This window comes from Pseudoxanthomonas sp. SGT-18 (genome assembly GCF_003931645.1).
GTDB lineage: Bacteria > Pseudomonadota > Gammaproteobacteria > Xanthomonadales > Xanthomonadaceae > Pseudoxanthomonas.
In genome coordinates this window covers 32450-55856 of sequence record NZ_RRYJ01000010.1, presented here as the reverse complement: position 1 = coordinate 55856, position 23407 = coordinate 32450, and the positions used below count along the sequence as shown (strand labels likewise).

Genomic DNA, 23407 nt, shown 5'->3' with positions numbered 1-23407 from the left:
CCCGGGTGCCAAGCGCACCGATGACGGCATGGACGCCCGGAAGGCTCGTCGTGACCCGGCTTTATTCCCGCCAGCACCGCCTGCCGGCAACCTTCCCTACTTCTTCCCGCCGCCGCCCTGCGGCTTGTCCTTGCGTGGAGCGCCCTGGTCGTCCGCGCCGGGGTTGCCGTCGCGGTGGTGTTCGTAGGTACGCCAGGCTTCGCCGGTCGAGCCCTTGGGACCGGGGCCGTAGTCGTGCAGTTCCTGCGAGCGGTCCTCGTAGCCGCCGGGGCCTTGCTCCTTGCCGGCCGTGCGCTGGCGTCCGCCGTCGCCCGTCCCGTCCCAGTCCCGCGGAGGCCAGTCGCCGCGGTCGGCGTCCGGACCGGTACGGCGGGAATCCGCGCCGGTACCGTATTCCTCCGGACGGTCGTCGCTGGCGTTGAGCGAGGCGTCATCGCGGCCACCGGCACGGCCGGCGACCTGGCCGGGGTTGCCGCCCTCGCGCCGGGCCGGCGCGTCCGCATCCCGGCGGCCACGGTCGGAGGCCGCGGGCAGGCCGGAGGGCTTGCCGGAGGCGGCCGGCTTGCCGGAAATGGCGGTATCGGCGGTGTCGGCAGGCTGCGGCCTGTCGTGCTTGGCGTGCTCGGCCATGGGGCTGGGTCCTTGTTCGGGCGCGGCGTGCGCGTCGCGGGGCGGACGTGCTCCCGGGTGCAGCAGGTCCAGGACCACGGCCTTCAGCTCGGCGACGCCGCTGCTGGGTTCGTCTGCCATGGATACGCCTCGGCGGATGTGCATGCCGTGTACGGCGGAACGGCCATGGTCGGCCGCGGCGCCTTCGCGGGGCGTGAACCCGCGCCTCAGGCGGCGCCGTGGCTCCCGCCGCACAGCGCGGCCAGCGCCCGCGCCAGGTCGTCGCGCCCGAACGGCTTGCTGAGCACCGGCAGCGTGGCAAAGCGCGGCGGCAGGCTGCCGCTGCCGTAGCCGGTGATGAACAGCGTCGGCACGCGCGCCTCCAGCAGGGCGTCCACCGCGTCGTAGGACTGCTCGCCGGCGAGGTTCACGTCCACCAGCGCGATGTCGAAATGCTCGGGCGTGCGTGCCGCGGCCACCGCGCCCTCGGCCGAGCGTGCGCGCGCGGTTACCTCCACGCCGAGGTCGGGCAGCAGTTCCTCCAGCAGCGCCAGCAACAGGAACTCGTCCTCGACCACCAGCGCGCGTACCGGTTGCGGGTTCCCGCTCATGCTGTGCTTGCCTCCACCAGCGGCACGTCGATGTGGCAGCTTACGCCAGATGCTTCGAACGCGAGCACGACCTCGCCGTCGAGGTCGTGGCGCAGGCCCTGTTCCACCAGGCGCGTGCCGAAGCCGCGCCGCTGCGGCTCGACGACCGCCGGGCCGCCGCTCTCGCGCCACTCCAGCCGCAGCCGGCGTGGGTGGCCGCCCTCCTCGTGCACCTCCCAGCGGATCGCCACCGTGCCGCCGGGCGCCGACAGCGCGCCGTACTTGACCGCGTTGGTGCACAGCTCGTGCAGCGCCATCGACAGCGCCAGCGAGGGCCGCGGCGCCAGCCACACCCGCGGGCCGTCGATCAGGAAGCGCTCCAGGCCGTGGCCCATGCCGGGGCCGATCGCGGTCTCGACCACGTCGCGCAGCCAGGTGCCGTTCCAGCGCGAGGCGGTCAGCAGCTCGTGGCCCTTGGCCAGCGCCAGCAGGCGGGCGTGGAAGCGTTCCACCGCCTGGCGGTCGGCGCCAGTGCGGGCGAAGGTCTGCACCGCGATCGACTGCACCACCGCCAGGGTGTTCTTGACCCGGTGGTTGAGTTCGTCCAGCAGCAGGCGCTGGTGCGTCTCCTGCCGGCGGCGGTCCTCCACGTCGGTGGTCGCACCCACCCATTCGTGCACCCTGCCGTCGTCGCCGCGCACCGGCACCACGCGCGAGGCCAGCCAGTGGTAACGGCCGCCGCCCCGCAGCCAGCGGTACTCGGCCTCGAATACCGTGGTTTCCTCGCGCGCACGCGCCACCGCATGCGCCACTCGGGCGTGGTCGTCCGGATGCAGGTGCTCCGCCTGCAGTTCCAGCCGCGACAGCGGCGGCGGGTTCTCGACCCCGGGCCCGACCAGCACCTGCACCCGCGACCAGTCCGGGTCCAGGCGGTAGATGACGCTGGAACTGGCACTGGCGATCGCGCGCAGGCGCCGTTCGTTGCGGCGGGCCACGTCTTCGTGCGCGGTGCGCTCGGTGACGTCGCGGATGGTGGCCGCCACTGCCTGGACGCTGCCGTCGGCGGCCAGCACCGGCGCCAGGATGTAGTCGTGGATGCGTTCGCCGCGCGGGCCGTGGAAGCGGGCATCGCCGCGCAGGCGGCGCGCGGTGGCGAACACCTGGTCGATCTCCGAACCGTGCATGGCCGCACCCCAGGGCGCGTAGCCCAGTTCCAGCAGCGAGCGGCCGATCACTTCGGCGCGCGGGCGCCCCAGCGCCTCCAGCAGCGCGCGGTTGGCGTAGATGCAGCGGTGCTGGCGGTCGAACAGGCAGGCCAGGTCGGGAGTGGACTCCAGCAGGGCCTCGGCCGGCCCGCATCCGGCGGCCGGCGCGGGCGTGGTGTCCATGATCGAACTTTCCGTCGGCATCGTGCGCGGGCCCCGGTGTGATCGATGCGTGAAGTCCCGCGTCCAAGATAGCGGGCCCGGCGGTCAGGGATGTGAAGGCTGCGCCGAGCCGGTACCGGCGTCCGGCGGTGCAAACCCTGCACGGACGTAACACGGGGCGTGCACCGGCACGGGCGCAGGGTCGGACGTCCGCGGCACGCCTGCCGCCACGATCACGGGAAAAGACACATGACGCGTTCGACCACCGAGCGGCTGCTGAAGTGGCTGCAGGATGCCTACACGATGGAACAGGAAGCCGAGACCATGCTCAAGGCCATGGCCGGCCGCCTGGAGCACTACCCCGAGCTGCGCGGCCGGATCGAGGCGCACGTCGCCGAGACCCGGCAGCAGTCCGAGCGCCTGGAGACCTGCATCCGTGGCCTGGACGGCAGCATCCCGGTGGCGCGCGGCATGCTCGCCGACGCCATGGCGGCGATGCACGCGGCGGGCAACTCGATGATGAGCGACGAGGTCGCCAAGGGCCTGGGCATCAGCTACGCGTTCGAGCACATGGAGATTGCGTCCTACCGCGCGCTGGTGGTCGCCGCGCGCGAGGCCGGCCGCGAGGACGTGGCCGCCGTGTGCGCAGATCCTGCAGGAAGAGGAAGCGATGGCCGACTGGCTGCTGCAGCACCAGGAGTCGGTGATCCTCGCCTTCCTCGCGCGCGAGACCACCGAAGGCGTCACCGCCAAGCGCTGACGCCGCCACCCAGCCCCCCCCGCCAGGTCCCACGGAGAGTTTCCCCCATGTTCATCCACAACAAGCGCCTGATGTACACCGTACGCGTCGCCCGTCCCGACCCGGACCTGGCCACGCTGATGCTCGAGCAGTTCGGCGGCCCGCAGGGCGAGCTGGCCGCGGCCATGCGCTACTTCACCCAGGCCCTGGGCGACAACGACCCCGGGCGCAAGGACATGCTCTACGACATCGCCACCGAGGAGCTGAGCCACCTGGAGATCATCGGCTCGATCGTCGCCATGCTCAACAGCGGTCCCAAGGCCGTGCTCTCCGAGGGCATGGAGGAGGCGATGGAGATGCGCAGCCTCACCCAGAACAGCACCAGCCATACCCAGCAGATCCTGTACGGCGGCGGGCCGGCGCTGGTGAACTCCAGCGGCGTGCCGTGGACGGCGGCGTACGTGGACACGATCGGCGAGCCGATGGCCGACCTGCGCTCGAACATCGCCGCCGAGGCGCGCGCGAAGATCGTGTACGAGCGGCTGATCAACGTCACCGACGATCCCGGGATCAAGGACGCGCTGACTTTCCTGATGACCCGCGAGATCGCCCACCAGAAGTCGTTCGAGAAGGCGCTGTACGCGATCCAGGACAACTTCCCGGCCGGCAAGCTGCCCGGCGATCCGCGCTTCACCGACGCCTACTTCGACATGTCGCAGGGGCCTGGCGATGCCCAGGGTCCGTGGAACAGCGGTCCGCAGTGGGAGGTGGTTTCCGACCGCGGGCAGCAGGCCGCGGTCGACGGCGGCGACGGCGAGGCCACGGTCAAGCTGTCGGCCAGCCAGAAGGCCGCGATGAAGGCGCTGGTGGAGCGCACCGCGTCGCGGCCGGACGTGGATCCGGTCACCGGCGCCGACCTCGGTGCAGGCCCGGGCGCGGGCACCACCACGCCGGTGGAAAAGTAACCGGGAACGGGAAACGGCCGCGCGCGCGGCCGTTTCCTTAGCGGGTGGGTGCTATTGCGGGAACAGCCCGTGCACGCGGTTGCTGGCCACGGTGCGCGCGTTGAGCGAACGCGAAAGCAGCGACAGCGCCTCGCGCTTGCGCTGCGGCTGGCGCGAGGCCACGCAGTCGCTGGGCACCCAGGTCCCGTATTCGGCCATGTTCGCGTCCTGCGCGGTGGCCAGCACGCAGGAATCTGCGGCGATGCCGGTGATCACCAGGCGCCGCACGCCCAGCTTGGCCAGCAGCACCGGCAGCGCGCTGCTGGCGAAGGCCGAATGCTTGGGCTTGAGCACGTGGTAGTGCTGCGGTTGCGGCGCCAGGCGGGTGGCGATCTCCGCGGGGATGCCGCCGGCTTCCACGCAGGACGCGACCAGGTCGCGGAACTCGCCACGCCACTGCGCGAAGTTGTCGTTGACGTGGATCACCGGCGCGCCGGCGCGGTCGAAGCGCGCGCGCAGGCGCACCAGCGCCGGGGTGATGCGGCGTGCGGCGGTGGCCATGGCTGCCCCGTCCGGGAAGTCGAACAGGTTGATCATGTCCACCAGCAGCAGGGCGGGGGTCCTGCGCCGCCTATCCCTGGCCACGTCCACGCGGCGGCTCCGGGTTCACGTGCGGCGGCTCCCCGCGGCCCTTGCGCGCGCCCGGTTGCACCTCCGGATCGTTGCGGTCGCGGCTGTCGTGCTTGCCGGTCTGTTCGCCGCGCCGGGCCGGTTGCCGCGACGGCGACGGCTGGTCCTGGTCGCGGTTCATCGGCGGCGCTCCGGAGGCCGCGCCGGCGCGGGCATGCGGGCGCCGGGACGCGCCGGTTGCGGCGAAGGGTCGGGAACGAACTGCTGCAGCAGTTCCGGAAGATGGCGGCGCAGCCGCGCCGGGTCGAGCGCGCTGCTGCGCGCGGGGGGGTGGGGTCGGGGCATGTTCGGGACGCGATGTGGCAATGGATGCCGGGACGCGCACTGTCGGACCCGCTCCGTGCATGGCACGTAAAGCGGATTAAGGTTTGTGTTAAACGCGCTGCAGGACCGCGGCGGGCGCGTTCACACCGGCCAAAGCCCGGGCGGGGTTTCATGCACTGGCCGCACGTGCGGCATCCGTGGAGGACTGCCATGCGAATCCCCCTGCTTTGCGCTGTACTGGTCCTGGCCTGCGCGGCCTGCGACCGCCGCGAGGAACAACCCGCCGTGGATCCGGCCAGCACCGGTACGGTGGCGCCCGCCGACACCACCGTCCCGGCCGACACCACCACGCCGGATCCGACCATGACCGATCCGTCGATGCCGCCGCCCGCCGATCCCAATGCTCCGGCGACGCCGTGCGCGGAGAACGATCCCAACTGCGTGCCGACGACCACCGATCCGGCGACCGACCCGGCGACCAATCCGCCGCCTCCCACCCAGCCGACCGAGTGACGGCCCCGCCCCCCGCCCGGCGCACGCCCGGCGGGGCAGGCAGGCGGGTTGCACGCGTCACGCTTTGACGCCGCCGTGCGATCGCGCCTACCCCCGCTTAACCGGGCGGGGTCGGCGCTGCACTCATTCCCCCGAGGCCGCACATGACCCCCACCGTCCTGATCGTCGACGACGACGCCGGCTTCGCGCGCGCCGCGGGCAGGCTGGCGGCCGACGAAGGCTGCGGCGTGCAGCTGGCCGGCACCCTGGCCGAAGCACGTGCCTTCGTGCGCGACCACGCCACCGACCTGATCCTGCTGGACCTGACCCTGCCGGATGGCAACGGCATGGACCTGCTCGATGGCCTGGACCTGGCGCGCCATGGCCAGATCGTGGTCGCGACCGGCCGTCCCAGCGTCGACACCGCGGTGCGCGCGATTGCCTCGCCGGTGGTGGAGTACCTGGTCAAACCATTCCGCCCGGAACAGCTGCAGGCGGTCCTGCGCCGCATCGCGCGGCGCAGCTGGCCGGGCCTGGGCGGGGCTGCCGACGCCATCGAGCTGGCCGGCGGCTCGCCCGCCATGCGCCGGCTTGCGGACCTGGTGCTGCGCGTTGCGGCAGGCGACGCGCCGCTGTTGCTGTGCGGCGAGCCGGGCAGCGGGCGTGCGGCCGTGGCCCGTGCCATCCATGCAGCCAGCGGCCGCGAAGGCGCCTTCGTGGCGGTGGACTGCGGTGCCTTGCCCGCCGCGCGCATGGAGGCGGCGCTGTTTGGCGAAACGGACACCGACTCCCATGCCTGCGCGTTCGCACGCGCCGCCGGTGGCAGCTTGCTGGTAAACGCCGCCGAGCGCCTGCCGCCGCATGTGCAGGCACGCCTGCTTGCGGTGGTCGAGGGGCGCCAGGTGGCCACCGTCGATGCCCCGGCCCCGCGCCTGCTGTTCTGCGTCGCCGGCGACCCCGCGCGCAGCGTGGCCGAGGGCCTGCTGCGCGCGGACCTGTACCACGCCATCGGCGCGCTGTCGCTGCGGGTGCCGCCGCTGCGCGAGCGTGGCCAGGACGTGGTCGTGCTCGCGGACATGTTCATCCAGCGGCTCAACGAGGGCCATGGCCAGGACAAGCGCCTGGCCCCCGGTGCCGACCATGCCCTGCTGCGGCATGCCTGGCCCGGCAACGTGCGCGAACTGCGCGCCGCCGTGCATGCGGCCTACCTGCTGCAGCGCTCGCCGCTGTTGCACGTGGAGCCGCAGGGCAGCGTGCCGGCGCCCGCGGACGGCGAGGGCGCGCGCATCGGCTTCAGCGTCGGCACCAGCCTGGCCGACCTGGAACGTCGCGCGGTGGACGCAACCCTGGCCCATTACGGCAACGACAAGGCCGCCGCCGCCCGCGCGCTGGGGATCAGCGTGCGCACGATCTACAACTACCTGGCCCGCCGCGGCGAGGAACGCGGCCGCCCCGTGGAGTGAGGGCCGGTTGCCCGCCGACGGCGCACGACGGCGGGTTCACGCCGGCTGCCGGATGGTGCGGAGGCCCCCGCCGCACAGGAGCCCCGCATGTCCACCGCACGCACCATCCCGGTCTGGGCGCCCATCGGCGACGCCACCGCCGCCTGGTTCGAGGCGCAGGCAGCGGACGCCGTGCAGGACGTGGTGGTGGTGGGCGCCGGCATCGCCGGGCTGACCACTGCCGCCTGCCTGCTGCGCGAGGGCAGGCAGGTGCTGGTGGTCGACCGCGGAGGCGTGGGCGCGGGCGAGACCCTGCGCACCACCGCGCACCTGGCCTCCGCGCTGGACGACCGCTTCACCCTGCTGCAGCGCCACCACGGCAAGGACGGCGCGCGCCTGGCCGCGGCCAGCCACGCGGCGGCGATCGACTGGATCGAGGACCTGGCCAACGGTGCGCCCGACTGCGGCTTCCATCGCGTGCCCGGCTACCTGTATTCGCACGCGGGCGAGCCGGAGGGCCTGCGCCGGGAGATGCAGGCCGCGCGCGAGTCCGGGCTGGAGGTGCGCTGGTGCGAGGCGGGCGAGGAACTTCCGGCGCGGTTCGGCCCGGCGATCCGTTTCGCCGGCCAGGCGCGGATCGACGCCGGCGGCTACCTGCTGGCCCTGGCGCGCGAGGTACGCGATGCCGGCGGCCGCTTCCTGCGCGCGCACGTGCAGCGCGTGGCCGGCGGCGACGAGCCGGTGCTGCAGCTGGACGACGACAGCGTGCTGCGCGCACGCGCCGTGGTGGTCGCCGCCAACGTGCCGTTCCACGGCACCACCGCCACCTTCCCCAAGCAGGCGCCGTACCGCACCTACGTGGTCGCCGGGCGCGTGCCCGCCGGCACGGTGCCCGACGCGCTCATCTGGGACGATGCCGATCCCTACCACTACGTGCGCCTGCGCGAGACCGCCGATCCGGAATGGATGGAGCTGCTGGTCGGCGGCGAGGACCACAAGACCGGCCAGGACGACGATCCGCAGGCCTATGCGCGATTGCAGGAATGGACCCGCGAGCGCTTCCCGCAGGTTGAATCCTTCCATGCCGCCTGGTCCGGCCAGGTGCTGGAGCCGGCCGACGGCCTGGCCTTCATCGGCGCCGACCCGCACCACGACAACGTGTGGCTGATCACCGGCGATTCGGGCAACGGCATGACGCATGGCACCCTGGGCGGGCTGCTGGTCGCCGACCTGGTGCAGGGCCGCGACAATCCCTGGCGCGAACTCTACGAGCCCGGCCGCCAGCCGCTGCGCGCCGGCGGCGAATGGCTGCGCGAGAACGCCAACGCCGTGCTGCAGTACCGCGACTGGGTGCGGCCCGCGCAGGTGGCGGAGGTGGCCGACATCGCCCCCGGCACCGGCGCGGTGCTGCGCCGCGGCCTGCACCGGGTGGCGGTGTACCGCGCCGGCGATGGTTCGGTGCATGCGTACAGCGCGCGCTGCACGCACATGGGCTGCGTGGTGCGCTGGAGCGGCGAGGAGAAGTCCTGGGACTGCCCCTGCCACGGTTCGCGCTTCGAGGCGCGCACCGGCGTGGTGCTCAACGGCCCGGCCAACGCGCCGCTGGCACCGTACGCACTGGAGGACGAGGACTGATGTCCGCCGGCGGCTGGGCCTATGCCGGATACCTGGCCTGGCTGGCCGCCGGCTTCCTCGACTTCGCCCAGCATCGCCGCACCGACCTGCCGCACACCTCCGGCCTGCGCGAGTCGTCCATGCATGCGCTGCAGCTGGGCCTGCTGGGTGGTGGCGTGCTGGCCTGGCTCGCGTTCGCGCCCGGCCCGGGCCTGCTCGCCGTGCTTGCCGCCCTGGTGGTGGCGCATGCGGTGGCCGGTTACGTGGACACGCGGACCGCGTTCGGCCGGCGCACGATCACACCACTGGAGCAGCACCTGCACAGCGTGCTGGACATGGCGCCGTGGATCGCCCTGGGCGCGATCGTGCTGGTGCAGGGCGGCGCGGACCGCGCCGCGGGCTGGGCCTTGCGCCCCGAGCCGGCGCCGGCGCCGCTATGGCTGGCGCTGCTGTTGCCGCCGCTGGCGCTGTGCGTGCTGCCGTGGCTGCACGAGTTCCGCGCGGCGCTGCGCGCGCGCGGGGGCTGAGCCGTGCCGGCGCGCTTTCACCAGGTCGCACAGCGCCAGGCCCAGGGCGAAGCCCGCGTACGCGGCCGCCACGCCGGACGCGCCGATGCGGTTCTCGAAGCCCGGGCTGAGCCGCCGCGGCACCACGTGGTAGTCGACCACGTAGGCGAGGGCGGCGATCCCGGCGGCGCGCAGCAACGGCGGATCGGCCGGACGCCTGTGGCCCCAGGCCTCATAGCCGCCGGCCCACAGCAGCGAGCTGGCATGGTGGATGGCGTAGCCGAGCAGGGTATGCCGCGCCGACCAGCCACTGGCATGCCGGGCCGGCCAGTCCCAGACCCACTGGCTGGCGGCATTGGTGCCGGCGGGCACCGATCCGCTGCGCCACCGGCTGCGGGCGGAGACCACCAGAGTGGAGATGATGCTCGCCACCGCCCCGGACCCGAGCGCACGCAGCAGGACGGCACGCCATCCAGGCGCCTGCGGATCGTCGTGGCCGGGGGGCGCGGGATGATCGGCGGCGCGGTCGCGCGCAGGTTGCGGCAGGCGGGTCATGAGGTGGTCCTCGCGGGACGCGGGCAGGGGGTGGACCTGGCGCTGGACTTCAATGCATTGCCGCCGCAAGGGGAGCTGGTGCGGCGCCTGCGCGGCCACGACGTACTGGTCAACGCGGTGGGCATCTTCCAGGCGCAAGCACAGCAGAGCTTCGATGCGGTGCACGTGAAGGCGGTGGCCGCGCTGTTCGGCGCCGCGGTCCAGGCCGGGATCGGGCGGCTGCTGCATGTGTCCGCGCTGGGCGCGGAGCTGGGCGGCAGCACCGCGTACTTCGACTCCAAGGGGCGCGCCGAGGTCCTGTTGCGGCAGCTGCCGGCGCCGGTGGTGATCGTGCGTCCCTCGCTGGTGTTCTCGCCGCAGGGCGCCAGCAGCCGCTTCTTCCTGGGGCTGGCGACCTGGCCGCTGCTGCTGCTGCCGGGCGGCGGACGCCAGCCGGTGCAGCCGCTGCACCTGGACGACCTGGCCGAGGCGCTGGCGCGGCTGGCGACCTGCGCGGAGCCGCCGGATACGCTGGAGGCGGTCGGCCCGCGTCCGCTGCCGCTGCGCGACTACCTGCGCGAGCTGGGCGCGGCACTGGGCCGCGCGCCCCGGGTGGCAAGCCTGCCGATGGCGCCGCTGCGGCCGCTGCTGCCGCTGGCTGCGCGCCTGAGTGGCGGCCTGGTCGGGGCCGATGCGCTGCGCATGCTGGAAGCCGGCAATACCGGCGACCCGGACGGCATCACCGCCGTGCTGGGCCGCCCGCCGCGCGATCCGTCGGTCTTCATCGCCGCCCCGGAGGCCGCGCGCCTGCGCGCCGGCCTGCGCCTCCGCCGCGCCGTGCTTGCCCTGCGCGTGTCGCTGGCGGCGATGTGGCTGGGCACGGCCTGGGTCTCGCTATGGGGCTACCCGCGCGAGGCCAGCCACGCGCTGCTGGCGCGGGTCGGGCTGCACGGCGGGGTGGCCGAAGCGGCCCTGTGGAGCGGTGCGCTGCTCGACGCGCTGCTGGGCATCGCCATGCTCCTGCTGCCGCGGCGGCGCCCGGTGTACTACGCCCAGCTGGCGCTGATGGCCGGATACACCGTGCTGATCAGCCTGTGGCTGCCGGAGTTCTGGCTGCATCCGTTCGGCCCGCTGCTGAAGAACGTCCCGATCGCCGGCGCGATCCTGGCCCTGATCCTGCTGGACCGAGCGCATGGACCTGGTGACCGTTAAGTACCTGCACGTGCTCTCCTCCACGTTCCTGTTCGGCACGGGCGTGGGCACGGCGTTCTACCTGCTGTTCATCAGCCGCACCCGCGATCCGGCGGTGATCGCGCCGGTGGCGCGGCTGGTAGTGGTGGCCGACTGGCTGTTCACCGCCACCACCATCGTGGTGCAGCCGCTCACCGGGCTGTACCTGGCCCGCGGACTGCACATCCCGCTGTCCACGCCGTGGCTGTACTGGTCGATCGTGCTGTACGTGGTTGCCGCGGCCTGCTGGCTGCCGGTGGTGTGGCTGCAGATGCGCCTGCGCGACATCGCCGTGGCCGCCGCCGCGCAGGGGCGCGAGCTGCCGCTGCAGTACGCCCGCGTGCTTGGCGCCTGGACCGCGCTCGGTTTCCCGGCGCTGGTCTCGTTCCTGGCGATCTTCTACATGATGGTGGCGCGGCGGGTGCCATTCGGCTGAACCGCAGCCGTGCAAGGTCTGCACGCTCCGGCGCCCCCGCTTCACGCCGGCTGGCCGGCGCGCAGGGCCCAATGGCCGCCCCGCCGTTACCGGGAGTCTCCCATGGCCCAGCACAAGCCACTGGACCAGCAGGTCATCGTCGTCACCGGTGCCTCCAGCGGCATCGGCCTTTGCACCGCCCTGGCGGCGGCCGAACAGGGCGCGCGCGTGGTCCTGGCGGCGCGCAGCCTGGACGTGCTGGAGGAGGCCGTCGCCACCATCGTCGCCGCCGGCGGCCAGGCGCTGGCGGCGCAGTGCGACGTGTCCAGGCGCGCGGACGTGGACGCGGTGGCGCGGCTGGCGCACCAGCGCTTCGGCGGCATCGACACCTGGGTGAACAATGCCGGGGTCTCGATCTACGGGCGGCTGGAGGAAGTCGGCGAGGCCGACAGCCGCCGCCTGTTCGACGTGAACTTCTGGGGCGTGGTCAACGGCTCGCTGGCCGCGCTGCCGTTCCTGCGCGCCAGCGGCGGCGTGCTGGTGAACCTGGGCAGCGAGGTGTCGGACGCGGTGGTGGCGCTGCAGGGCATGTATTCGGCGTCCAAGCACGCGGTGAAGGGCTTTACCGATGCGCTGCGGGTGGAGGAGGAGCACGTGGGCGACAGCCCGGTCTCGATCGTGCTGGTGCAGCCGACCGCCACCGATACCCCGTTCCCCCAGCACGCGCGCAACTACATGGACCGCGAGCCCAAGCTGCCGACGCCGCTGATCGATCCGTCGCGGGTGGCCGCGGCCATCCTGCACGCGGCCAGCCATGGCGGCCGCGCGACCCAGGTCGGCGCGATGTCGAAGTTCAACTCGCTGGCCAGCCGCCTGGCACCGGCGCTGGCCGACCGCATGGCCGCGCGCCAGGCCGACCGCCAGCAGCTGGACGCGCCGCCGCGCGATCCGTGCGGTACCCTGGACCACCCCGGCCATGGCGGCCGCATCCACGGGGGCGCGGCATGAGCGCGCAAATGCCGCCCGGCCTCGCCGCGTCCGCCGGCGGCGACTGCCCTTGCTGCCGCAGCGTGGACGTGGTCCCGCCGCTGCGCGCGCCGCTGGCGATCCGCGCACGCGGCGAGGACGGTTACGCCCGCTGGTTTGCCGGCACCTTCGATGGCCGCTGCTGGTGGTCACCGGAACTGCCGGCCGGCGGAGGCCACTGGGCGGTGGTCGGCTGGCGCGCGCTGGAAGGGCACGCGCCGGAACGCATGCCACCGTGCCAGCGCAGTTCGCGCCACGGGCCGCGCCTGTTCCGCGGCAGCGGCGGCGCGCTGCACGCACCACCACCTTCCGCCCGCGCCCCGCAGCCTGCCGCGCTGCGGGGAGCCTGGGGCGCCTACACCACCACCGCGCCGCCGGAGATGGTCAGCAACGCGCCGGAGGTGTAGCTGGCCTTGTCGCTGGCCAGCATCACGTAGGCCGAGGCCAGTTCCGCCGGCTGCCCCGGCCGCCCGAACGGCGTCTGGTCACCGAAGGTCTCGACCTCCTCCTCCGACATGCCGGCGGGGATGAAAGGCGTCCAGATCGGGCCAGGCAGCACCGCATTCACGCGCACGCCGCGGTCGGCCAGCAGGCCGGCCAGGCCGACGGTGAGGTTGGCCACCGCGCCCTTGGTGGCGGCGTAGGGCAGGATGTTGGGCTTGGGCTTCTTCGAGTTGACCGAGGCGGTGTTGATCACGCAGCCGCCGCCCTCCAGCATCGGCAGGCTCAGCCGCACCAGGTTGAACACCGCGTGCACGTTGGTTTCGAAGGTGCGGCGCCACTCGTCCAGGGTGATCTCGTCGAAGCTCTCGAAGTAGCGCTGGTAGGCGGCGTTGTTGACCAGTACGTCCAGGCCGCCGAATTCCTTGCGGACCCGTTCGATGAGGTCGGCCGCCTGGTGCGCGTCGCTGATGTCGCATTCCACCAGCAGGGCGCGGCGGCCCGCGGCCACGATCTGCTCCTGCACGTGCTGCGCATCGTCGCGCTCGCCGGGGAGGAAGGCGATGGCCACGTCCGCGCCCTCGCGCGCGTAGGCGATCGCCACCGCGGCGCCGATGCCGCTGTCGCCGCCGGTGACCAGGGCGCGCTTGCCTTCCAGCTGGCCGCTGCCGACGTAGCTGTCCTCGCCATGGTCCGGGCGCGGCTCCATGCGCGAGGTCTTGCCGGGGAAGGACTGCTGCTGGCGCTTGAACGGCGGCTTCGGGTAATCGGGCAGGGCCATGGCGGTGCTCCGTGGTCGGGGGGAACCGCCAGTGTGTGTGCAGGCCGGTAAAGGCCGTGCGCGCCCGCCGTTGTCGCGGCGTGATGCGTCAGTGGTATCCGGCGTCGGCGCCGACCTTGCCGCGGAACACGCGGTAGGACCAGGCGGTGTAGCCCAGCACCAGCGGCAGCAACACGACCAGCCCGACCAGGGCGAAGACCTGCGACGAGGGCGGCGCGGCCGCCTGCCACAGGGTGTAGGTCGGCGGAACGAGGTACGGCCACATGCCCAGCACCAGGCCGACGAAGGCCAGCGCGAACAGCAGCAGCGACAGCAGGAACGGCCGCGAATCGGGGCCGCCGCGTCCGGTCGTGCGCCACAGCAGCACCGACACGACCAGGGCGCACAGCGGCACCGGCGACAGCCACCAGAAGTTGCCGCTCTCGAACCAGCGCGCCATCACCCGCGAGCTGAGGAAGGGCAGCCAGGTGCTGACCAGGCCCAGCGCGGCGATCACCACGCCGGCCAGCATCCGGGTCAGCCCACAGGCCAGGGTGCGCACCGGGCCTTCGGTCTTGAGGATCAGCCAGCTGCCGCCCAGCAGTGCATAGCCGGCGGCCAGCGCCAGCCCGGTGAGCATGGTGAAGGGACTGAACCAGCCGAACGCGCCGCCCACGTAGCGACCGTCCTCCACCGCCAGGCCCTGGACGATGGCGCCGAGGATCACGCCCTGCGCCACCGCCGCCAGCAGCGATCCGGCGAAGAACGCACCGCCCCAGACCCAGCGCGAGCGCCGCGCCTTGAAGCGGAACTCGAAGGCCACGCCGCGGAACACCAGCGCCATCACCATCACCAGCACCGGCAGGTACAGCGAGGACAGCACCAGCGCGTACACCGCCGGGAACGCCGCGAGCAGGCCGACGCCGCCCAGCACCAGCCAGGTCTCGTTGCCGTCCCAGATGGGCGCGGCGGTGTTCATCATCAGGTCCAGTTCCTGCGGATTGCGCGCGAACGGGGCGAGGATGCCCAGGCCCAGGACGAAGCCGTCCAGCACCACGTACATCAGGATCCCGAAGCAGATCACCACGAACCAGGCGACCGGCAGCCATTGCTCCATGCTCATTGGTCTTCTCCGGGAATGCCGGCCGCGGAGATCGGCCGTGCCGGGGTGCGCTCGCCGCCTTCCAGGTCCGGGCCGTCGCGGTCGGGCACCGGGCCGCGGCGCACCAGCCGGGCGAGGTACCAGACCCCGAAGCCGAACACGAAGGCATAGCCGACGACGTAGGTGGCAAGCGAAGCCAGGACCATGCCGGCGCTCTGCTCGCCCACCGCATCGGCGGTGCGCATCAGCCCGTGTACCACCCAGGGCTGGCGCCCGATCTCGGTGACGAACCAGCCGGCGACCAGGGCGATGAAGCCCGCCGGCAGCATCAGGTTCCAGGCGCCCAGCAGCAGCCGGCTGCGCAGCAGCGTGCCGCGCCACCAGGCGAAGGCCGAGGCCCAGGCCAGCAGCAGCATCAGTACGCCGACGCCGACCATGATCCGGAAGGCATAGAACACCGGCGCCACCGGCGGCCGCTCCTCCGGCGGCACCGAGGTCAGCGGCGGGATGTCGCCGTCCCATTCATGGGTCAGGATCAGGCTGCCCAGGCGTGGGATGGCGATGGCGTGGCGGTTGGTCTCCGCCTCCTGGTCGGGCACGGCGAACACGGTCAGCGGTACCCCGGCGCCGGGTTCGGCCGGATGCCAGTGGCCCTCCATCGCCGCGACCTTGATCGGCTGGTGCTCCAGGGTGTTGAGGCCGTGCATGTCGCCGGCCAGGATCTGCAGCGGCACGGTGATCGCGGCGAAGGCCACCGCCGCGTGCAGCATGCGCCGCGCCTCGTCGGCCTGGATGCCGCGGCGCAGGAGCCAGGCCGACACGCCGCCGATCACGAAGCAGCTGGTGATGAACGCCGCCAGGGTCATGTGCACCAGGCGGTAGGGGAAGGAGGGATTGAAGATGATCGCCAGCCAGTCCGCCGGCTCGACGATGCCACCGGCCAGCGCGTAACCGGCCGGCGTATGCATCCAGCTGTTGGCGCTGAGGATCCAGAACGCCGAGAACAGCGTGCCCACCGCGACCATGCAGGTGGCCAGGAAGTGCAGCTTCTCCGACACCCGGCCCCAGCCGAACAGCATCACGCCCAGGAAGCTGGCCTCCAGGAAGAAGGCGGTCATCACCTCGTAGCTCAGCAGCGGGCCCAGGATGCCGCCGCCGACCCGGCTCAGCTCCGGCCAGTTGGCGCCGAACTGGAAGGTCATGACGATGCCGCTGACCACGCCCATGCCGAAGGAGATGGCGAAGATCCGCATCCAGAAGAAGTAGATCCGCCGCCAGGCCGCATCGTGGGTACGCAGCCAGCGCCACTCCACGAAGGAAAGCCACCAGGCCAGGCCGATGGTGAAGGCCGGGAACAGCACGTGGAAGGAGATCACGAACGCGAACTGGATGCGCGACAGCAGCAGGGCGTCCATGGCTAGGCCTCGCGGCGCACGGTCGCGGGTGCCCGGCGCAGGGCATCCACGGTGGGATGGCGGCTCGCGGCGTTCATCGATGCTCCGGAGGGCGCATGCGCGGCGGTGGAGCGGAGTGTGCGCAGCGGCCCGTGGACGGCGCGTCACCGCGCCGTGACGGATCCTCCGGTGCGTGGTGCTTGCCGGGACCATCACGCCGGCGCCCGCATCATCCGGGGCTGGCCGCGGCCGTTACGTGGCACCTGCAGGCCGCCCCGGCTGCCTTCCAACGCGAGCGCGACTGCTCCATGAGCCAACCCGACGGCGACGATCTGCTGCTGCACGAGCTGCGCAACCGGCTCAACCTGCTGGGATTCGCGCTGCACGCATATCGGCGCGAGCGCGACCCGGAGCACCTGGACGCGCTGGAGGCGGCCTACGAGGCCGTGGTCGCCGCGGTGGAGCGGCTGGACGCGGAGCGCCGGGAAGGGCGGCAGGAGCGCGGGCCCGCGCCCCTGCCCGGTCCCTAGGGGCTCAGAACCACGCGCGCACGCCCGCAACCCAACGGGTGTCGCGGGCGCCGCCATGCTCCGCGCGCTGGTACCGGCCGGTGTCGCCAAAGGCGCGCTCGTGCACCAGGCCGAGGTAGGGCGCCAAGCGCGGGGTGAGGTTCCAGCGCAGGCGCAACCCCGCCTCGGCGCTGGACAGCCCGGAGCCGATGCCGCGGAGCGGATCGTCGCGGCCGCGCAGTTCCACCTCCAGCCGCGGCTGCAGGACCAGGTAGCGGCTCAGCGGCAGTTCGTAACCGAGTTCGGCACGCAGCGCGGTGTGGCCGCCGCTGGCCAGATAGGCAGTGGCCGCGACCTCGATCTTGTACGGGACCAAGCCCTGCACGCCCAGCGCCGCCCAGGTGCGGCCGTCGCCCGGCGCGAAGTCCCGGCGCACCCCGGCCAGCAGGTCCCACCACGGCGCGATACCGCGCCCGTACAGCAGCTCCAGCTCCGCGGCACGGGTGCGCGACCGTTCGCGCTCGCCCTCGCTGCGCAGCCACAGGCGCTGCACGTCGCCGCCGATCCAGGCCTGCGCCTCCCAGGCCTGGCCGCTGCCGCCGCTGGCATCCCAGGCTTCCAGCCGGTCGATCCGCAGCAGGCCGTTGCGGCCTGCGTCGTGCGCGTGGCCATGGCGCAGGGACGGGAATGCGGCGGCGCGGTCGGCATCGGTCACGGCCGGGATCGGCTCGCGCGGGAGGCTGGCGTCCGCTGCGGGCATGCCAGGTCCATGGGTGTGCGCGTGCATGGCATGCGCCGCCGCGGACTGGCCGGCCGGCGCGTGGCCGGCGTGTCCGTCGTGGCCCGGTGCCGGAGCGTGCTCCGCATGGCCTGCGCCGGCATGCTCCCCGTGCGCGTCGCTGGAAGGCTGCGGTGCGGACGGCGATGGCGCGGTGGATGCGTGCCGGTGGTGGCCGGCGTGGTCTTCAGCGGCGGGCGCCTGCGCCGGGGCATGGCCTGCATGCGCAGCGTGGCGTTCCGGCTCCGTGGAGGGATGGTGCCGGGCATGCGCCGCATGTCCGGGTGGTTCCTGCGCGGACGCCATGCCGGGCAGCAGCGCCAGCAGTGCCGGAAGCAGGCGGGTCGGGAGCAGGCGGCTCATGCGGCTTCCTCCACGCGCACCTCGCGCATCATCCCCGCTTCCATGTGGTAGAGCAGGTGGCAGTGGTAGGCCCAGCGGCCGAGCGCGTCGGCGCGCACGCGGTAGCTGCGGCGGGTGCCGGGCGGCATGTCCACGGTGTGCTTGCGCACCTGGAAGCGGCCCTGCGCGTCTTCCAGGTCGCTCCACATCCCGTGCAGGTGGATGGGGTGGTGCATCATCGTGTCGTTGACCAGCACGATGCGCACGCGCTCGCCGTAGTTCAGGCGCAGCGGTTCGGCCGAGGCGAAGGGCACGCCGTTGAACGACCAGGCGAACTTCTCCATGTGCCCGGTCAGGTGCAGCTCGACCTCGCGGCCCGGCTCGCGTCCATCCGGATCCTCGAACAGGCTGCGCAGGTCGGCATAGGCCAGCACCCGGCGGCCGTTGCCGCGCAGGCCGATGCCCGGATCGTCCAGGCGCGGGCCGGTGGGCGAGGCCTGCATGTCCACCAGCGGATTGCCGGCTTCAGTGGGCGGGTGGACGACGCCGCGTGGCGTGGCCGGAGCATGGCCGCCATGCCCGTCGTGGCCCGCGTGCGCCTGCGCCGCTTGGTGCCCGGCGTGCGCCTGGCCGGTGGTGTCGTGGTGCCCGGTCCGGTGCCTGCCCTGTCCGCCATGGCCCGCGTGTCCGCCATGGGCCATGTCGCCCATGGCCAGCAGCGGACGCGGATCCACCGCCGGCACCGGCGCCGCCAGGCCGTGGCGCACCGCCAGCGTGCCGCGGGCGAAGCCGGTGCGGCCCAGGTCCTGGGCGAAGATCGTGTACGCGTCCTGGCCAGTGGGCTCGACGATCACGTCGTAGGTTTCGGCCGCGGCAATGCGCAGTTCGTCCACGCTCACCGGGTGCACGTACTGGCCGTCGGCGGCGACCACGGTCATCTTCAGGCCCGGGATGCGCACGTCGAAGTGGGTCATCGCGCCGGCGTTGACCAGGCGCAGTAGCACCCTCTCGCCCGGGCGGAACAGCCCGGTCCAGTTGCCCGCCGGCGGTTGCCCGTTGAGCAGGTAGGTATAGGTGTTGCCGTTGACGTCGGACAGGTCGCTGGGCGTCATCCGCATGCGCCCCCACATGCCGCGCTCGGCGAGGGTGGCGCGCAGGCCGTCGCGGCGCACGTCGCGCAGGAAGTCGGTGGCGGTGCGCCGGTAGAGGTTGTCGTACCCGGGCGCCTTCTTCAGCCGGCGGAACAGCGCGTCCGGGGCCAGGTCGGTCCAGTCCGAGAACAGCAGCACGTGCTCGCGGTCGTAGCGGTACGGCGGCGGCTGCAGGGGATCGACGATGATCGGCCCGTACAGCCCGGCCTGCTCCTGGAACAGCGAATGGCTGTGGTACCAGTAGGTGCCGGACTGCTTCAGGGTGAAGCGGTACAGCCAGGTCTCGCCCGGCGCGATGCCGTCGAAGCTCATGCCCGGCACGCCGTCCATGTTGGCCGGCAGCAGGATGCCGTGCCAGTGGATCGAGCTGGGGACGTTGGGCAGGCGGTTGTGCACGCGCACGCTGACCGTGTCGCCCTCGCGCCAGCGCAGCAGCGGCGCCGGCACCTGGCCGTTGACCGCCACCGCCGGGCGCGGGCGGCCGGTGATGTCGAGCAGGGTCTGGCCGATGGCCAGGTCGAAGTCGTGGCCGCTGAGCACGGCCGGGGTCATGGCCAGCGCGTTGCCGCGCAGCAGGCCGCTGCCGGCCACGCCGGCCAGGGCCAGGCCCTGGACGAAGCGGCGGCGCGCCGGCGAAGCCGGCAGGAAGGAAGCATCCCGGGACGGGGACATGGCGAAGATCCGCTGGGGGCGCCGTGGGGCGCACGCGAAGGAAGCGCGACGCAGGGGCGTCGCACCGGTGGCTTGCGCGTGGCTTCAGGCGATGGGAGGTCGTCGCGGTGGCACGGGTACCCGACCGGGATCGCCGCATTCCGGAGCAGCCGGCGGCGCGGCGGCGGTGGATTTGCCGATGGCACAGGCCGGTGGCGCGGGGGCCAGGCACAGGAGCAGCAGCAGCGCGGACAGGCGGGGCAGGAAACCGGTCATGGTCGGGTCGGTGCGGACGCGGCCACGGTAAACCAGCACCGGGGCCACGGCAACCACGGTGCCGCCGGTCAGGCGCCGGCGCGCGCCGCGGCCGGCACCTGTGCCGCCAGCCAGGCGCGCAGCGAGGCCGGCTTCACCGGCTTGGTCAGCAGCCGGTAGCCGCGCAGCCGCGCCTGGCGCTTGAGCTCGTCGCGGCCGTCTGCGGTCAGCAGCGCGCCGGGGATGGCACCGCTTGCCGCGCGCAGTGCGTCCAGCGCGTCCAGGCCGTCCATGCGGTCGTGCAGGTGGTAGTCCACCAGCATCGCCTGCGGCGCGCTGTCGGCCATCCGCTCCAGCGCCTCGTCCACCGTCGCCGCGGGGATGGCGACGGCCTGCCAGCGCGCCAGCAGGATGCGCATGCCGTCGAGGATCTCGCGGTCGTTGTCCACGCACAGCACGCGCAGGCCGGCCAGCGAGCCGTCGCCGGGCAATACCGCCATCGGCGCCGGCGCGGGCGCCGCCGCCGGTTGCGCGCTGCGCGGCACGGCGATGGAGAACATGCTGCCGCGGTCGACCTTGCTGCGCGCGTCCAGTTCGTGGTCGAGCAGGCGCGAGATGCGCTGGCAGATCGACAGGCCCAGGCCCAGGCCGCGCTCGCCCCAGTCGAACGGCTGCTGGTAACGCTGGAATTCCTCGTAGATCTGGCGCATGTGCTGCGGCGGGATGCCCGGGCCGGTGTCCCACACCTGCAGGTACACGGCCTCGCCGCGCACGCGCATGCCCAGCACGATCCGGCCCTGGCGGGTGTAGCGCAGGGCGTTGGCGATGAAGTTCTGCAGCACCCGGCGCAGCAGGCGGCGGTCGCTGCGCACCGCGCAGGCGCGCGCGTGCACGCGCAGGTCCAGGCTGCGCCCGGCGGCGATCGGCGCGTACTGCGCCGCCAGCTCGCGCAGCAGCTCGCCGGCGTCGAAGGTGGAGGTCTCCGCCTGGAGTGCGCCGGTGTCCAGGCGCGAGACGTCCAGCAGGCCGTCCAGCAGCTCCTCGGCCGCGCGCAGCGAGGCATCCACGCGCTCGGCCAGGTGCCGCTGCTCGACGTCGGCCTGGGCGCTGTCGCGCAGCGCCGAGGCGAACAGGCGCGCGGCATTGAGCGGCTGCAGCACGTCGTGGCTGATCGCCGCCAGGAAGCGGGTGCGCGACTGCTGCGCCTCCTCGGCCTCGCGGGTGCGCTCGGCCACGCGCTGCTCGAGGGTCTCGTTGGCCTCGCGCAGCGCCTGCTCGGCGTGCTTGTAGGCGGTGATGTCGTTGTAGCTGGTGACGTAGCCGCCGCCGGGCAGCGCCTGGCCGCGCATTTCGATCACGGTGCCGTCGGCGCGCACGCGCTCGAACACGTGCGGGGTGCCGGCGCGCATGTGCTCGATGCGCTTGCGGATGTGCTGCTCGATGTCGCCCTCGCCCAGCTCGCCGCGCTCGGCGTTGTAGCGGATCAGGTCGGCCACCGGGCGGCCGACGTAGAGCATGCCGGCCGGGTAGCCGAACATCTGCTGGTAGCGGCGGTTCCAGGCCACCAGGCGCATGTCCGGGTCGACCACGCTGACCCCGGCGCTGATGTTCTCCAGGGTGGTGGAGAGGATCTCGCGGTTGAAGCGCAGTTCCTGGCCGGCCTCGTCCAGCAGCGCCATCACCTCGTCCAGGTGCATGCCCGAGCCGCGCAGCACCGAGGTCAGCACCAGGCGCGCGGAGGCGGCGCCGATCGATGCCGCCAGCAGGCGCTCGGTGAACTGGATCCAGGCGCGGTCGGCGGCGCTGGCCGGCTGCAGCTCGCCGCCCAGCTCGGCCGCCTGCTCGACGAAGGCGCGGTGGGCGTGGCGCTCGCCGACGATGCGCTTGGCCAGGGCCAGCAGGTCGCCGACGCTGACGTTGCCCGACCACTCGCTGCGCGACAGCGTCTGCCGCTCGGCGTACGGGTCCAGGAACGGGGCGATGCGCAGGCGCTCGTCCACGCTGGGCCGCCAGCGCGCCGAGACCACCATCATCACCCCGGCGTTGAGCAGCAGCGACCAGAACGTGCCGTGGGTCAGCGGATCCCAGCCACTGAGCCCGAACAGCTGCTGCGGGCGCAGCCAGTACAGGCCGAACGGGCCGGTCTCCATCCACTGCCCGTCGAACAGCCCGGAGCGGCTGAGCGCCGGCAGCAGCAAGGTGTACACCCAGGTGGCGAAGCCGGCGAGCAGGCCGAACTCCACGCCGCGGCGGCTGGCGCCGCGCCAGTACAGGCCGCCGATCAGGCCCGGGGCGAACTGCGCCACCGCCGCGAACGCCATCACGCCGTAGGCGGCCAGCGCGGTGTCGCCGCCGATCCAGCGGTAGTAGGCGTACGCGCACAGCGACAGCAGCAGGATCGCAAGGCGGCGCACCCACAGCACCAGCGAGGCGACGTCGGCGGCGGCGTGGCGCTCGCCCCAGCCGCGGCGCAGCAGCACCGGCATCACCAGGTCGTTGGAGACCATCGTCGCCAGGGCGATGCTGGCCACGATCACCATGCCGGTGGCGGCGGAGAATCCGCCGACGTAGGCGGCCAGCGCCAGCGCGCTGCTGCCTTCGGCCAGCGGCAGCGCCAGCACGAAGGTGTCGCTGGCCACCCGCGGGTTGCCGCCGAACAGGGACACGCCGGCGGTGGCGATCGGCACCACCATCAGCGTCACCACCAGCAGGTAGCCGCCGAACATCCAGCGCGAGCGGCGGATGTCGGCCACGTCGCCGCATTCGACCACCGCCACCTGGAACTGGCGCGGCAGGCAGACGATGGCAAGGAAGCTCAGCAGGGTCTGGGCGACGAAGCCCATCGGCGGTGCCTGGGTGAACAGCTCGCGCGCGGCCTGGGTCACCCGCATCTCGTTGCCGCGCAGCCAGGACCAGGCGAACACGCCCACCGCCACCAGCGCCACCAGCTTGACCAGCGACTCCAGCGAGATCGCCAGCATCATGCCGTGGTGGTGCTCGGTGGCGTCGACCTGGCGGGTGCCGAACATGGCGGCGAACAGCGCCATCAGCAGGGCCACGTACAGCGCCGGGTCGGCGGCGACCGCGGCCTGTTCCACGTGCTGGCCCGACAGCACCGCCAGGCTCATGGCCACGGCTTTGTACTGCAGGGCGACGTAGGGAATGATGCCGACCAGGGCGATCACCGCCACCAGCGCCGCCAGCCGCCGCGAGCGGCCGTAGCGGGCGGACATGAAGTCGGCGATGGAGACCACGTTCTGGCTGCGTGCGATCAGCGCCAGGCGCTCGATGATGCGCCAGCCGAACAGCATCAGCAGGATCGGGCCGAGGTAGATCGGCAGGTAGCCGAGGCCGTTGCGCACCGCGCTGCCGACGGCGCCGTAGAAGGTCCACGAGGAGCAGTAGACCGCCAGCGCGAGGCTGTACACCGCCGGACGCAGCCACGGGCGGTCTGGGTACATCGGCCGGCGGTCGCCCCACCATGCCACCGTGAACAGCAGCGCGGCGTAGCCGACCGAGACCAGCAGCAGGATCCAGCTCGAGACCAACCCGATCGCCTCCC

22 protein-coding genes and 1 pseudogene are annotated in these 23407 nt (G+C 73.0%); 11 read left to right on the top strand and 12 right to left on the bottom strand.

Features of this window, described 5'->3' with window-relative positions; translation table 11 throughout:
- Window positions 1-96: 96 nt before the first annotated feature.
- The 3 genes from EIM47_RS13315 to EIM47_RS13305 form a co-directional block, all read right to left on the bottom strand.
- A complete protein-coding gene (locus tag EIM47_RS13315) occupies window positions 97-750 on the bottom strand; it encodes a hypothetical protein (RefSeq protein WP_125077172.1) in 654 nt (217 codons plus the stop codon).
- 86 nt (window positions 751-836) lie between these two features.
- The gene (locus EIM47_RS13310; protein ID WP_019397312.1) at window positions 837-1220 is read right to left on the bottom strand and encodes a response regulator; all 384 of its coding nucleotides are present in this window, start codon (window positions 1218-1220) and stop codon (window positions 837-839) included.
- Complete coding sequence (locus EIM47_RS13305) at window positions 1217-2587, bottom strand: HWE histidine kinase domain-containing protein (RefSeq protein ID WP_125077171.1); 1371 nt, start codon at window positions 2585-2587, stop codon at window positions 1217-1219. Before EIM47_RS13305 ends, EIM47_RS13310 begins: the two co-directional genes overlap by 4 nt.
- A gap of 228 nt (window positions 2588-2815) precedes the next feature.
- Between EIM47_RS13305 and EIM47_RS13300 the strand changes: the two are divergent.
- Both EIM47_RS13300 and EIM47_RS13295 read left to right on the top strand, forming a co-directional pair.
- Window positions 2816-3326: pseudogene (locus tag EIM47_RS13300) on the top strand (ferritin-like domain-containing protein).
- Window positions 3327-3373: 47 nt separating this feature from the next.
- On the top strand, window positions 3374-4270 hold the full coding sequence (locus tag EIM47_RS13295; RefSeq protein ID WP_125077170.1) for a manganese catalase family protein: 897 nt from the start codon (window positions 3374-3376) through the stop codon (window positions 4268-4270).
- A 51-nt stretch (window positions 4271-4321) separates the two neighbouring features.
- Here EIM47_RS13295 and EIM47_RS13290 read toward each other — a convergent pair whose 3' ends face one another.
- Both EIM47_RS13290 and EIM47_RS13285 read right to left on the bottom strand, forming a co-directional pair.
- Window positions 4322-4894, bottom strand: coding sequence for an isochorismatase family cysteine hydrolase (locus tag EIM47_RS13290; protein WP_343202898.1), 573 nt, complete (start codon window positions 4892-4894; stop codon window positions 4322-4324).
- Window positions 4881-5060: a hypothetical protein gene (locus tag EIM47_RS13285; RefSeq protein WP_028915230.1), complete on the bottom strand. Its 180-nt coding sequence runs from the start codon at window positions 5058-5060 to the stop codon at window positions 4881-4883. Before EIM47_RS13285 ends, EIM47_RS13290 begins: the two co-directional genes overlap by 14 nt.
- 353 nt (window positions 5061-5413) lie before the next feature.
- Between EIM47_RS13285 and EIM47_RS13280 the strand changes: the two genes are divergently transcribed.
- The 4 genes from EIM47_RS13280 to EIM47_RS13265 all read left to right on the top strand — a co-directional run bounded on the left by EIM47_RS13280 (window position 5414) and on the right by EIM47_RS13265 (window position 9278).
- A complete protein-coding gene (locus tag EIM47_RS13280; RefSeq protein WP_019397318.1) occupies window positions 5414-5716 on the top strand; it encodes a hypothetical protein in 303 nt (100 codons plus the stop codon).
- 143 nt (window positions 5717-5859) lie between these two features.
- Window positions 5860-7158 (top strand): sigma 54-interacting transcriptional regulator, encoded by a 1299-nt coding sequence (locus tag EIM47_RS13275; RefSeq protein ID WP_125077168.1) that lies wholly within the window; start codon window positions 5860-5862, stop codon window positions 7156-7158.
- Window positions 7159-7245: 87 nt separating this feature from the next.
- Complete coding sequence (locus EIM47_RS13270) at window positions 7246-8772, top strand: FAD-dependent oxidoreductase (RefSeq protein ID WP_125077167.1); 1527 nt, start codon at window positions 7246-7248, stop codon at window positions 8770-8772.
- The gene (locus EIM47_RS13265) at window positions 8772-9278 is read left to right on the top strand and encodes a hypothetical protein (RefSeq protein WP_028915227.1); all 507 of its coding nucleotides are present in this window, start codon (window positions 8772-8774) and stop codon (window positions 9276-9278) included. Before EIM47_RS13270 ends, EIM47_RS13265 begins: the two co-directional genes overlap by 1 nt.
- Here EIM47_RS13265 and EIM47_RS13260 read toward each other — a convergent pair.
- Window positions 9186-9812 (bottom strand): hypothetical protein, encoded by a 627-nt coding sequence (locus EIM47_RS13260; protein ID WP_164514614.1) that lies wholly within the window; start codon window positions 9810-9812, stop codon window positions 9186-9188. The genes EIM47_RS13265 and EIM47_RS13260 overlap by 93 nt on opposite strands.
- Here EIM47_RS13260 and EIM47_RS13255 point away from each other — a divergent pair.
- The 4 genes from EIM47_RS13255 (at window position 9768) to EIM47_RS13240 (ending at window position 12869) form a co-directional block, all read left to right on the top strand.
- Entirely contained in the window at window positions 9768-11003 is a 1236-nt protein-coding gene (locus EIM47_RS13255) for an SDR family oxidoreductase (RefSeq protein ID WP_039730754.1), read from the top strand. The two genes, EIM47_RS13260 and EIM47_RS13255, sit on opposite strands and share 45 nt — an antisense overlap.
- Window positions 10984-11457: a DUF2269 domain-containing protein gene (locus EIM47_RS13250; protein WP_026010230.1), complete on the top strand. Its 474-nt coding sequence runs from the start codon at window positions 10984-10986 to the stop codon at window positions 11455-11457. Before EIM47_RS13255 ends, EIM47_RS13250 begins: the two co-directional genes overlap by 20 nt.
- 102 nt (window positions 11458-11559) lie before the next feature.
- Window positions 11560-12444 carry an SDR family oxidoreductase gene (locus EIM47_RS13245; RefSeq protein WP_125077165.1) on the top strand — a complete coding sequence of 295 codons (885 nt, stop codon included), beginning with the start codon at window positions 11560-11562 and terminating at the stop codon, window positions 12442-12444.
- Window positions 12441-12869 carry a hypothetical protein gene (locus tag EIM47_RS13240; protein WP_125077164.1) on the top strand — a complete coding sequence of 143 codons (429 nt, stop codon included), beginning with the start codon at window positions 12441-12443 and terminating at the stop codon, window positions 12867-12869. Before EIM47_RS13245 ends, EIM47_RS13240 begins: the two co-directional genes overlap by 4 nt.
- On the opposite strand, the gene EIM47_RS13235 is transcribed toward EIM47_RS13240, so the two are convergent.
- From EIM47_RS13235 to EIM47_RS13225, 3 genes are all read right to left on the bottom strand, one after another.
- On the bottom strand, window positions 12818-13684 hold the full coding sequence (locus EIM47_RS13235; RefSeq protein WP_019397327.1) for a glucose 1-dehydrogenase: 867 nt from the start codon (window positions 13682-13684) through the stop codon (window positions 12818-12820). The two genes, EIM47_RS13240 and EIM47_RS13235, sit on opposite strands and share 52 nt — an antisense overlap.
- 88 nt (window positions 13685-13772) lie before the next feature.
- Window positions 13773-14786: a cytochrome d ubiquinol oxidase subunit II gene (gene cydB / locus EIM47_RS13230; protein ID WP_125077163.1), complete on the bottom strand. Its 1014-nt coding sequence runs from the start codon at window positions 14784-14786 to the stop codon at window positions 13773-13775.
- Window positions 14783-16180, bottom strand: a complete 1398-nt coding sequence (locus EIM47_RS13225) for a cytochrome ubiquinol oxidase subunit I (protein WP_125077162.1) — start codon at window positions 16178-16180, stop codon at window positions 14783-14785. Before EIM47_RS13225 ends, cydB begins: the two co-directional genes overlap by 4 nt.
- Before the next feature lie 287 nt (window positions 16181-16467).
- Here EIM47_RS13225 and EIM47_RS13220 point away from each other — a divergent pair, with 287 nt between their 5' ends.
- The gene (locus EIM47_RS13220; RefSeq protein ID WP_028915222.1) at window positions 16468-16689 is read left to right on the top strand and encodes a hypothetical protein; all 222 of its coding nucleotides are present in this window, start codon (window positions 16468-16470) and stop codon (window positions 16687-16689) included.
- A gap of 4 nt (window positions 16690-16693) precedes the next feature.
- Here EIM47_RS13220 and EIM47_RS13215 read toward each other — a convergent pair whose 3' ends face one another.
- From EIM47_RS13215 to EIM47_RS13205, 3 genes are all read right to left on the bottom strand, one after another.
- Window positions 16694-17428, bottom strand: a complete 735-nt coding sequence (locus EIM47_RS13215) for a copper resistance protein B (protein ID WP_233581676.1) — start codon at window positions 17426-17428, stop codon at window positions 16694-16696.
- Between the two features lie 377 nt (window positions 17429-17805).
- Window positions 17806-19611 (bottom strand): copper resistance system multicopper oxidase, encoded by a 1806-nt coding sequence (locus tag EIM47_RS13210; protein ID WP_125077160.1) that lies wholly within the window; start codon window positions 19609-19611, stop codon window positions 17806-17808.
- A 323-nt stretch (window positions 19612-19934) separates the two neighbouring features.
- Window positions 19935-23393, bottom strand: a complete 3459-nt coding sequence (locus EIM47_RS13205) for a PAS domain-containing hybrid sensor histidine kinase/response regulator (RefSeq protein ID WP_125077159.1) — start codon at window positions 23391-23393, stop codon at window positions 19935-19937.
- Window positions 23394-23407 lie beyond the last annotated feature (14 nt).

What these genes read in the sequence shown, in the direction of transcription:
- EIM47_RS13315 (WP_125077172.1), bottom strand. Translation starts at nt 750, where the DNA reads ATGGCAGACGAACCCAGCAGCGGCGTCGCCGAGCTGAAGGCCGTGGTC.
- EIM47_RS13310 (WP_019397312.1), bottom strand. Translation starts at nt 1,220, where the DNA reads ATGAGCGGGAACCCGCAACCGGTACGCGCGCTGGTGGTCGAGGACGAG.
- EIM47_RS13305 (WP_125077171.1), bottom strand. Translation starts at nt 2,587, where the DNA reads ATGGACACCACGCCCGCGCCGGCCGCCGGATGCGGGCCGGCCGAGGCC.
- EIM47_RS13295 (WP_125077170.1), top strand. Translation starts at nt 3,374, where the DNA reads ATGTTCATCCACAACAAGCGCCTGATGTACACCGTACGCGTCGCCCGT.
- EIM47_RS13285 (WP_028915230.1), bottom strand. Translation starts at nt 5,060, where the DNA reads ATGAACCGCGACCAGGACCAGCCGTCGCCGTCGCGGCAACCGGCCCGG.
- EIM47_RS13280 (WP_019397318.1), top strand. Translation starts at nt 5,414, where the DNA reads ATGCGAATCCCCCTGCTTTGCGCTGTACTGGTCCTGGCCTGCGCGGCC.
- EIM47_RS13275 (WP_125077168.1), top strand. Translation starts at nt 5,860, where the DNA reads ATGACCCCCACCGTCCTGATCGTCGACGACGACGCCGGCTTCGCGCGC.
- EIM47_RS13270 (WP_125077167.1), top strand. Translation starts at nt 7,246, where the DNA reads ATGTCCACCGCACGCACCATCCCGGTCTGGGCGCCCATCGGCGACGCC.
- EIM47_RS13265 (WP_028915227.1), top strand. Translation starts at nt 8,772, where the DNA reads ATGTCCGCCGGCGGCTGGGCCTATGCCGGATACCTGGCCTGGCTGGCC.
- EIM47_RS13255 (WP_039730754.1), top strand. Translation starts at nt 9,768, where the DNA reads ATGATCGGCGGCGCGGTCGCGCGCAGGTTGCGGCAGGCGGGTCATGAG.
- EIM47_RS13260 (WP_164514614.1), bottom strand. Translation starts at nt 9,812, where the DNA reads ATGACCCGCCTGCCGCAACCTGCGCGCGACCGCGCCGCCGATCATCCC.
- EIM47_RS13250 (WP_026010230.1), top strand. Translation starts at nt 10,984, where the DNA reads ATGGACCTGGTGACCGTTAAGTACCTGCACGTGCTCTCCTCCACGTTC.
- EIM47_RS13245 (WP_125077165.1), top strand. Translation starts at nt 11,560, where the DNA reads ATGGCCCAGCACAAGCCACTGGACCAGCAGGTCATCGTCGTCACCGGT.
- EIM47_RS13240 (WP_125077164.1), top strand. Translation starts at nt 12,441, where the DNA reads ATGAGCGCGCAAATGCCGCCCGGCCTCGCCGCGTCCGCCGGCGGCGAC.
- EIM47_RS13235 (WP_019397327.1), bottom strand. Translation starts at nt 13,684, where the DNA reads ATGGCCCTGCCCGATTACCCGAAGCCGCCGTTCAAGCGCCAGCAGCAG.
- cydB (WP_125077163.1), bottom strand. Translation starts at nt 14,786, where the DNA reads ATGAGCATGGAGCAATGGCTGCCGGTCGCCTGGTTCGTGGTGATCTGC.
- EIM47_RS13225 (WP_125077162.1), bottom strand. Translation starts at nt 16,180, where the DNA reads ATGGACGCCCTGCTGCTGTCGCGCATCCAGTTCGCGTTCGTGATCTCC.
- EIM47_RS13220 (WP_028915222.1), top strand. Translation starts at nt 16,468, where the DNA reads ATGAGCCAACCCGACGGCGACGATCTGCTGCTGCACGAGCTGCGCAAC.
- EIM47_RS13215 (WP_233581676.1), bottom strand. Translation starts at nt 17,428, where the DNA reads ATGCCCGCAGCGGACGCCAGCCTCCCGCGCGAGCCGATCCCGGCCGTG.
- EIM47_RS13210 (WP_125077160.1), bottom strand. Translation starts at nt 19,611, where the DNA reads ATGTCCCCGTCCCGGGATGCTTCCTTCCTGCCGGCTTCGCCGGCGCGC.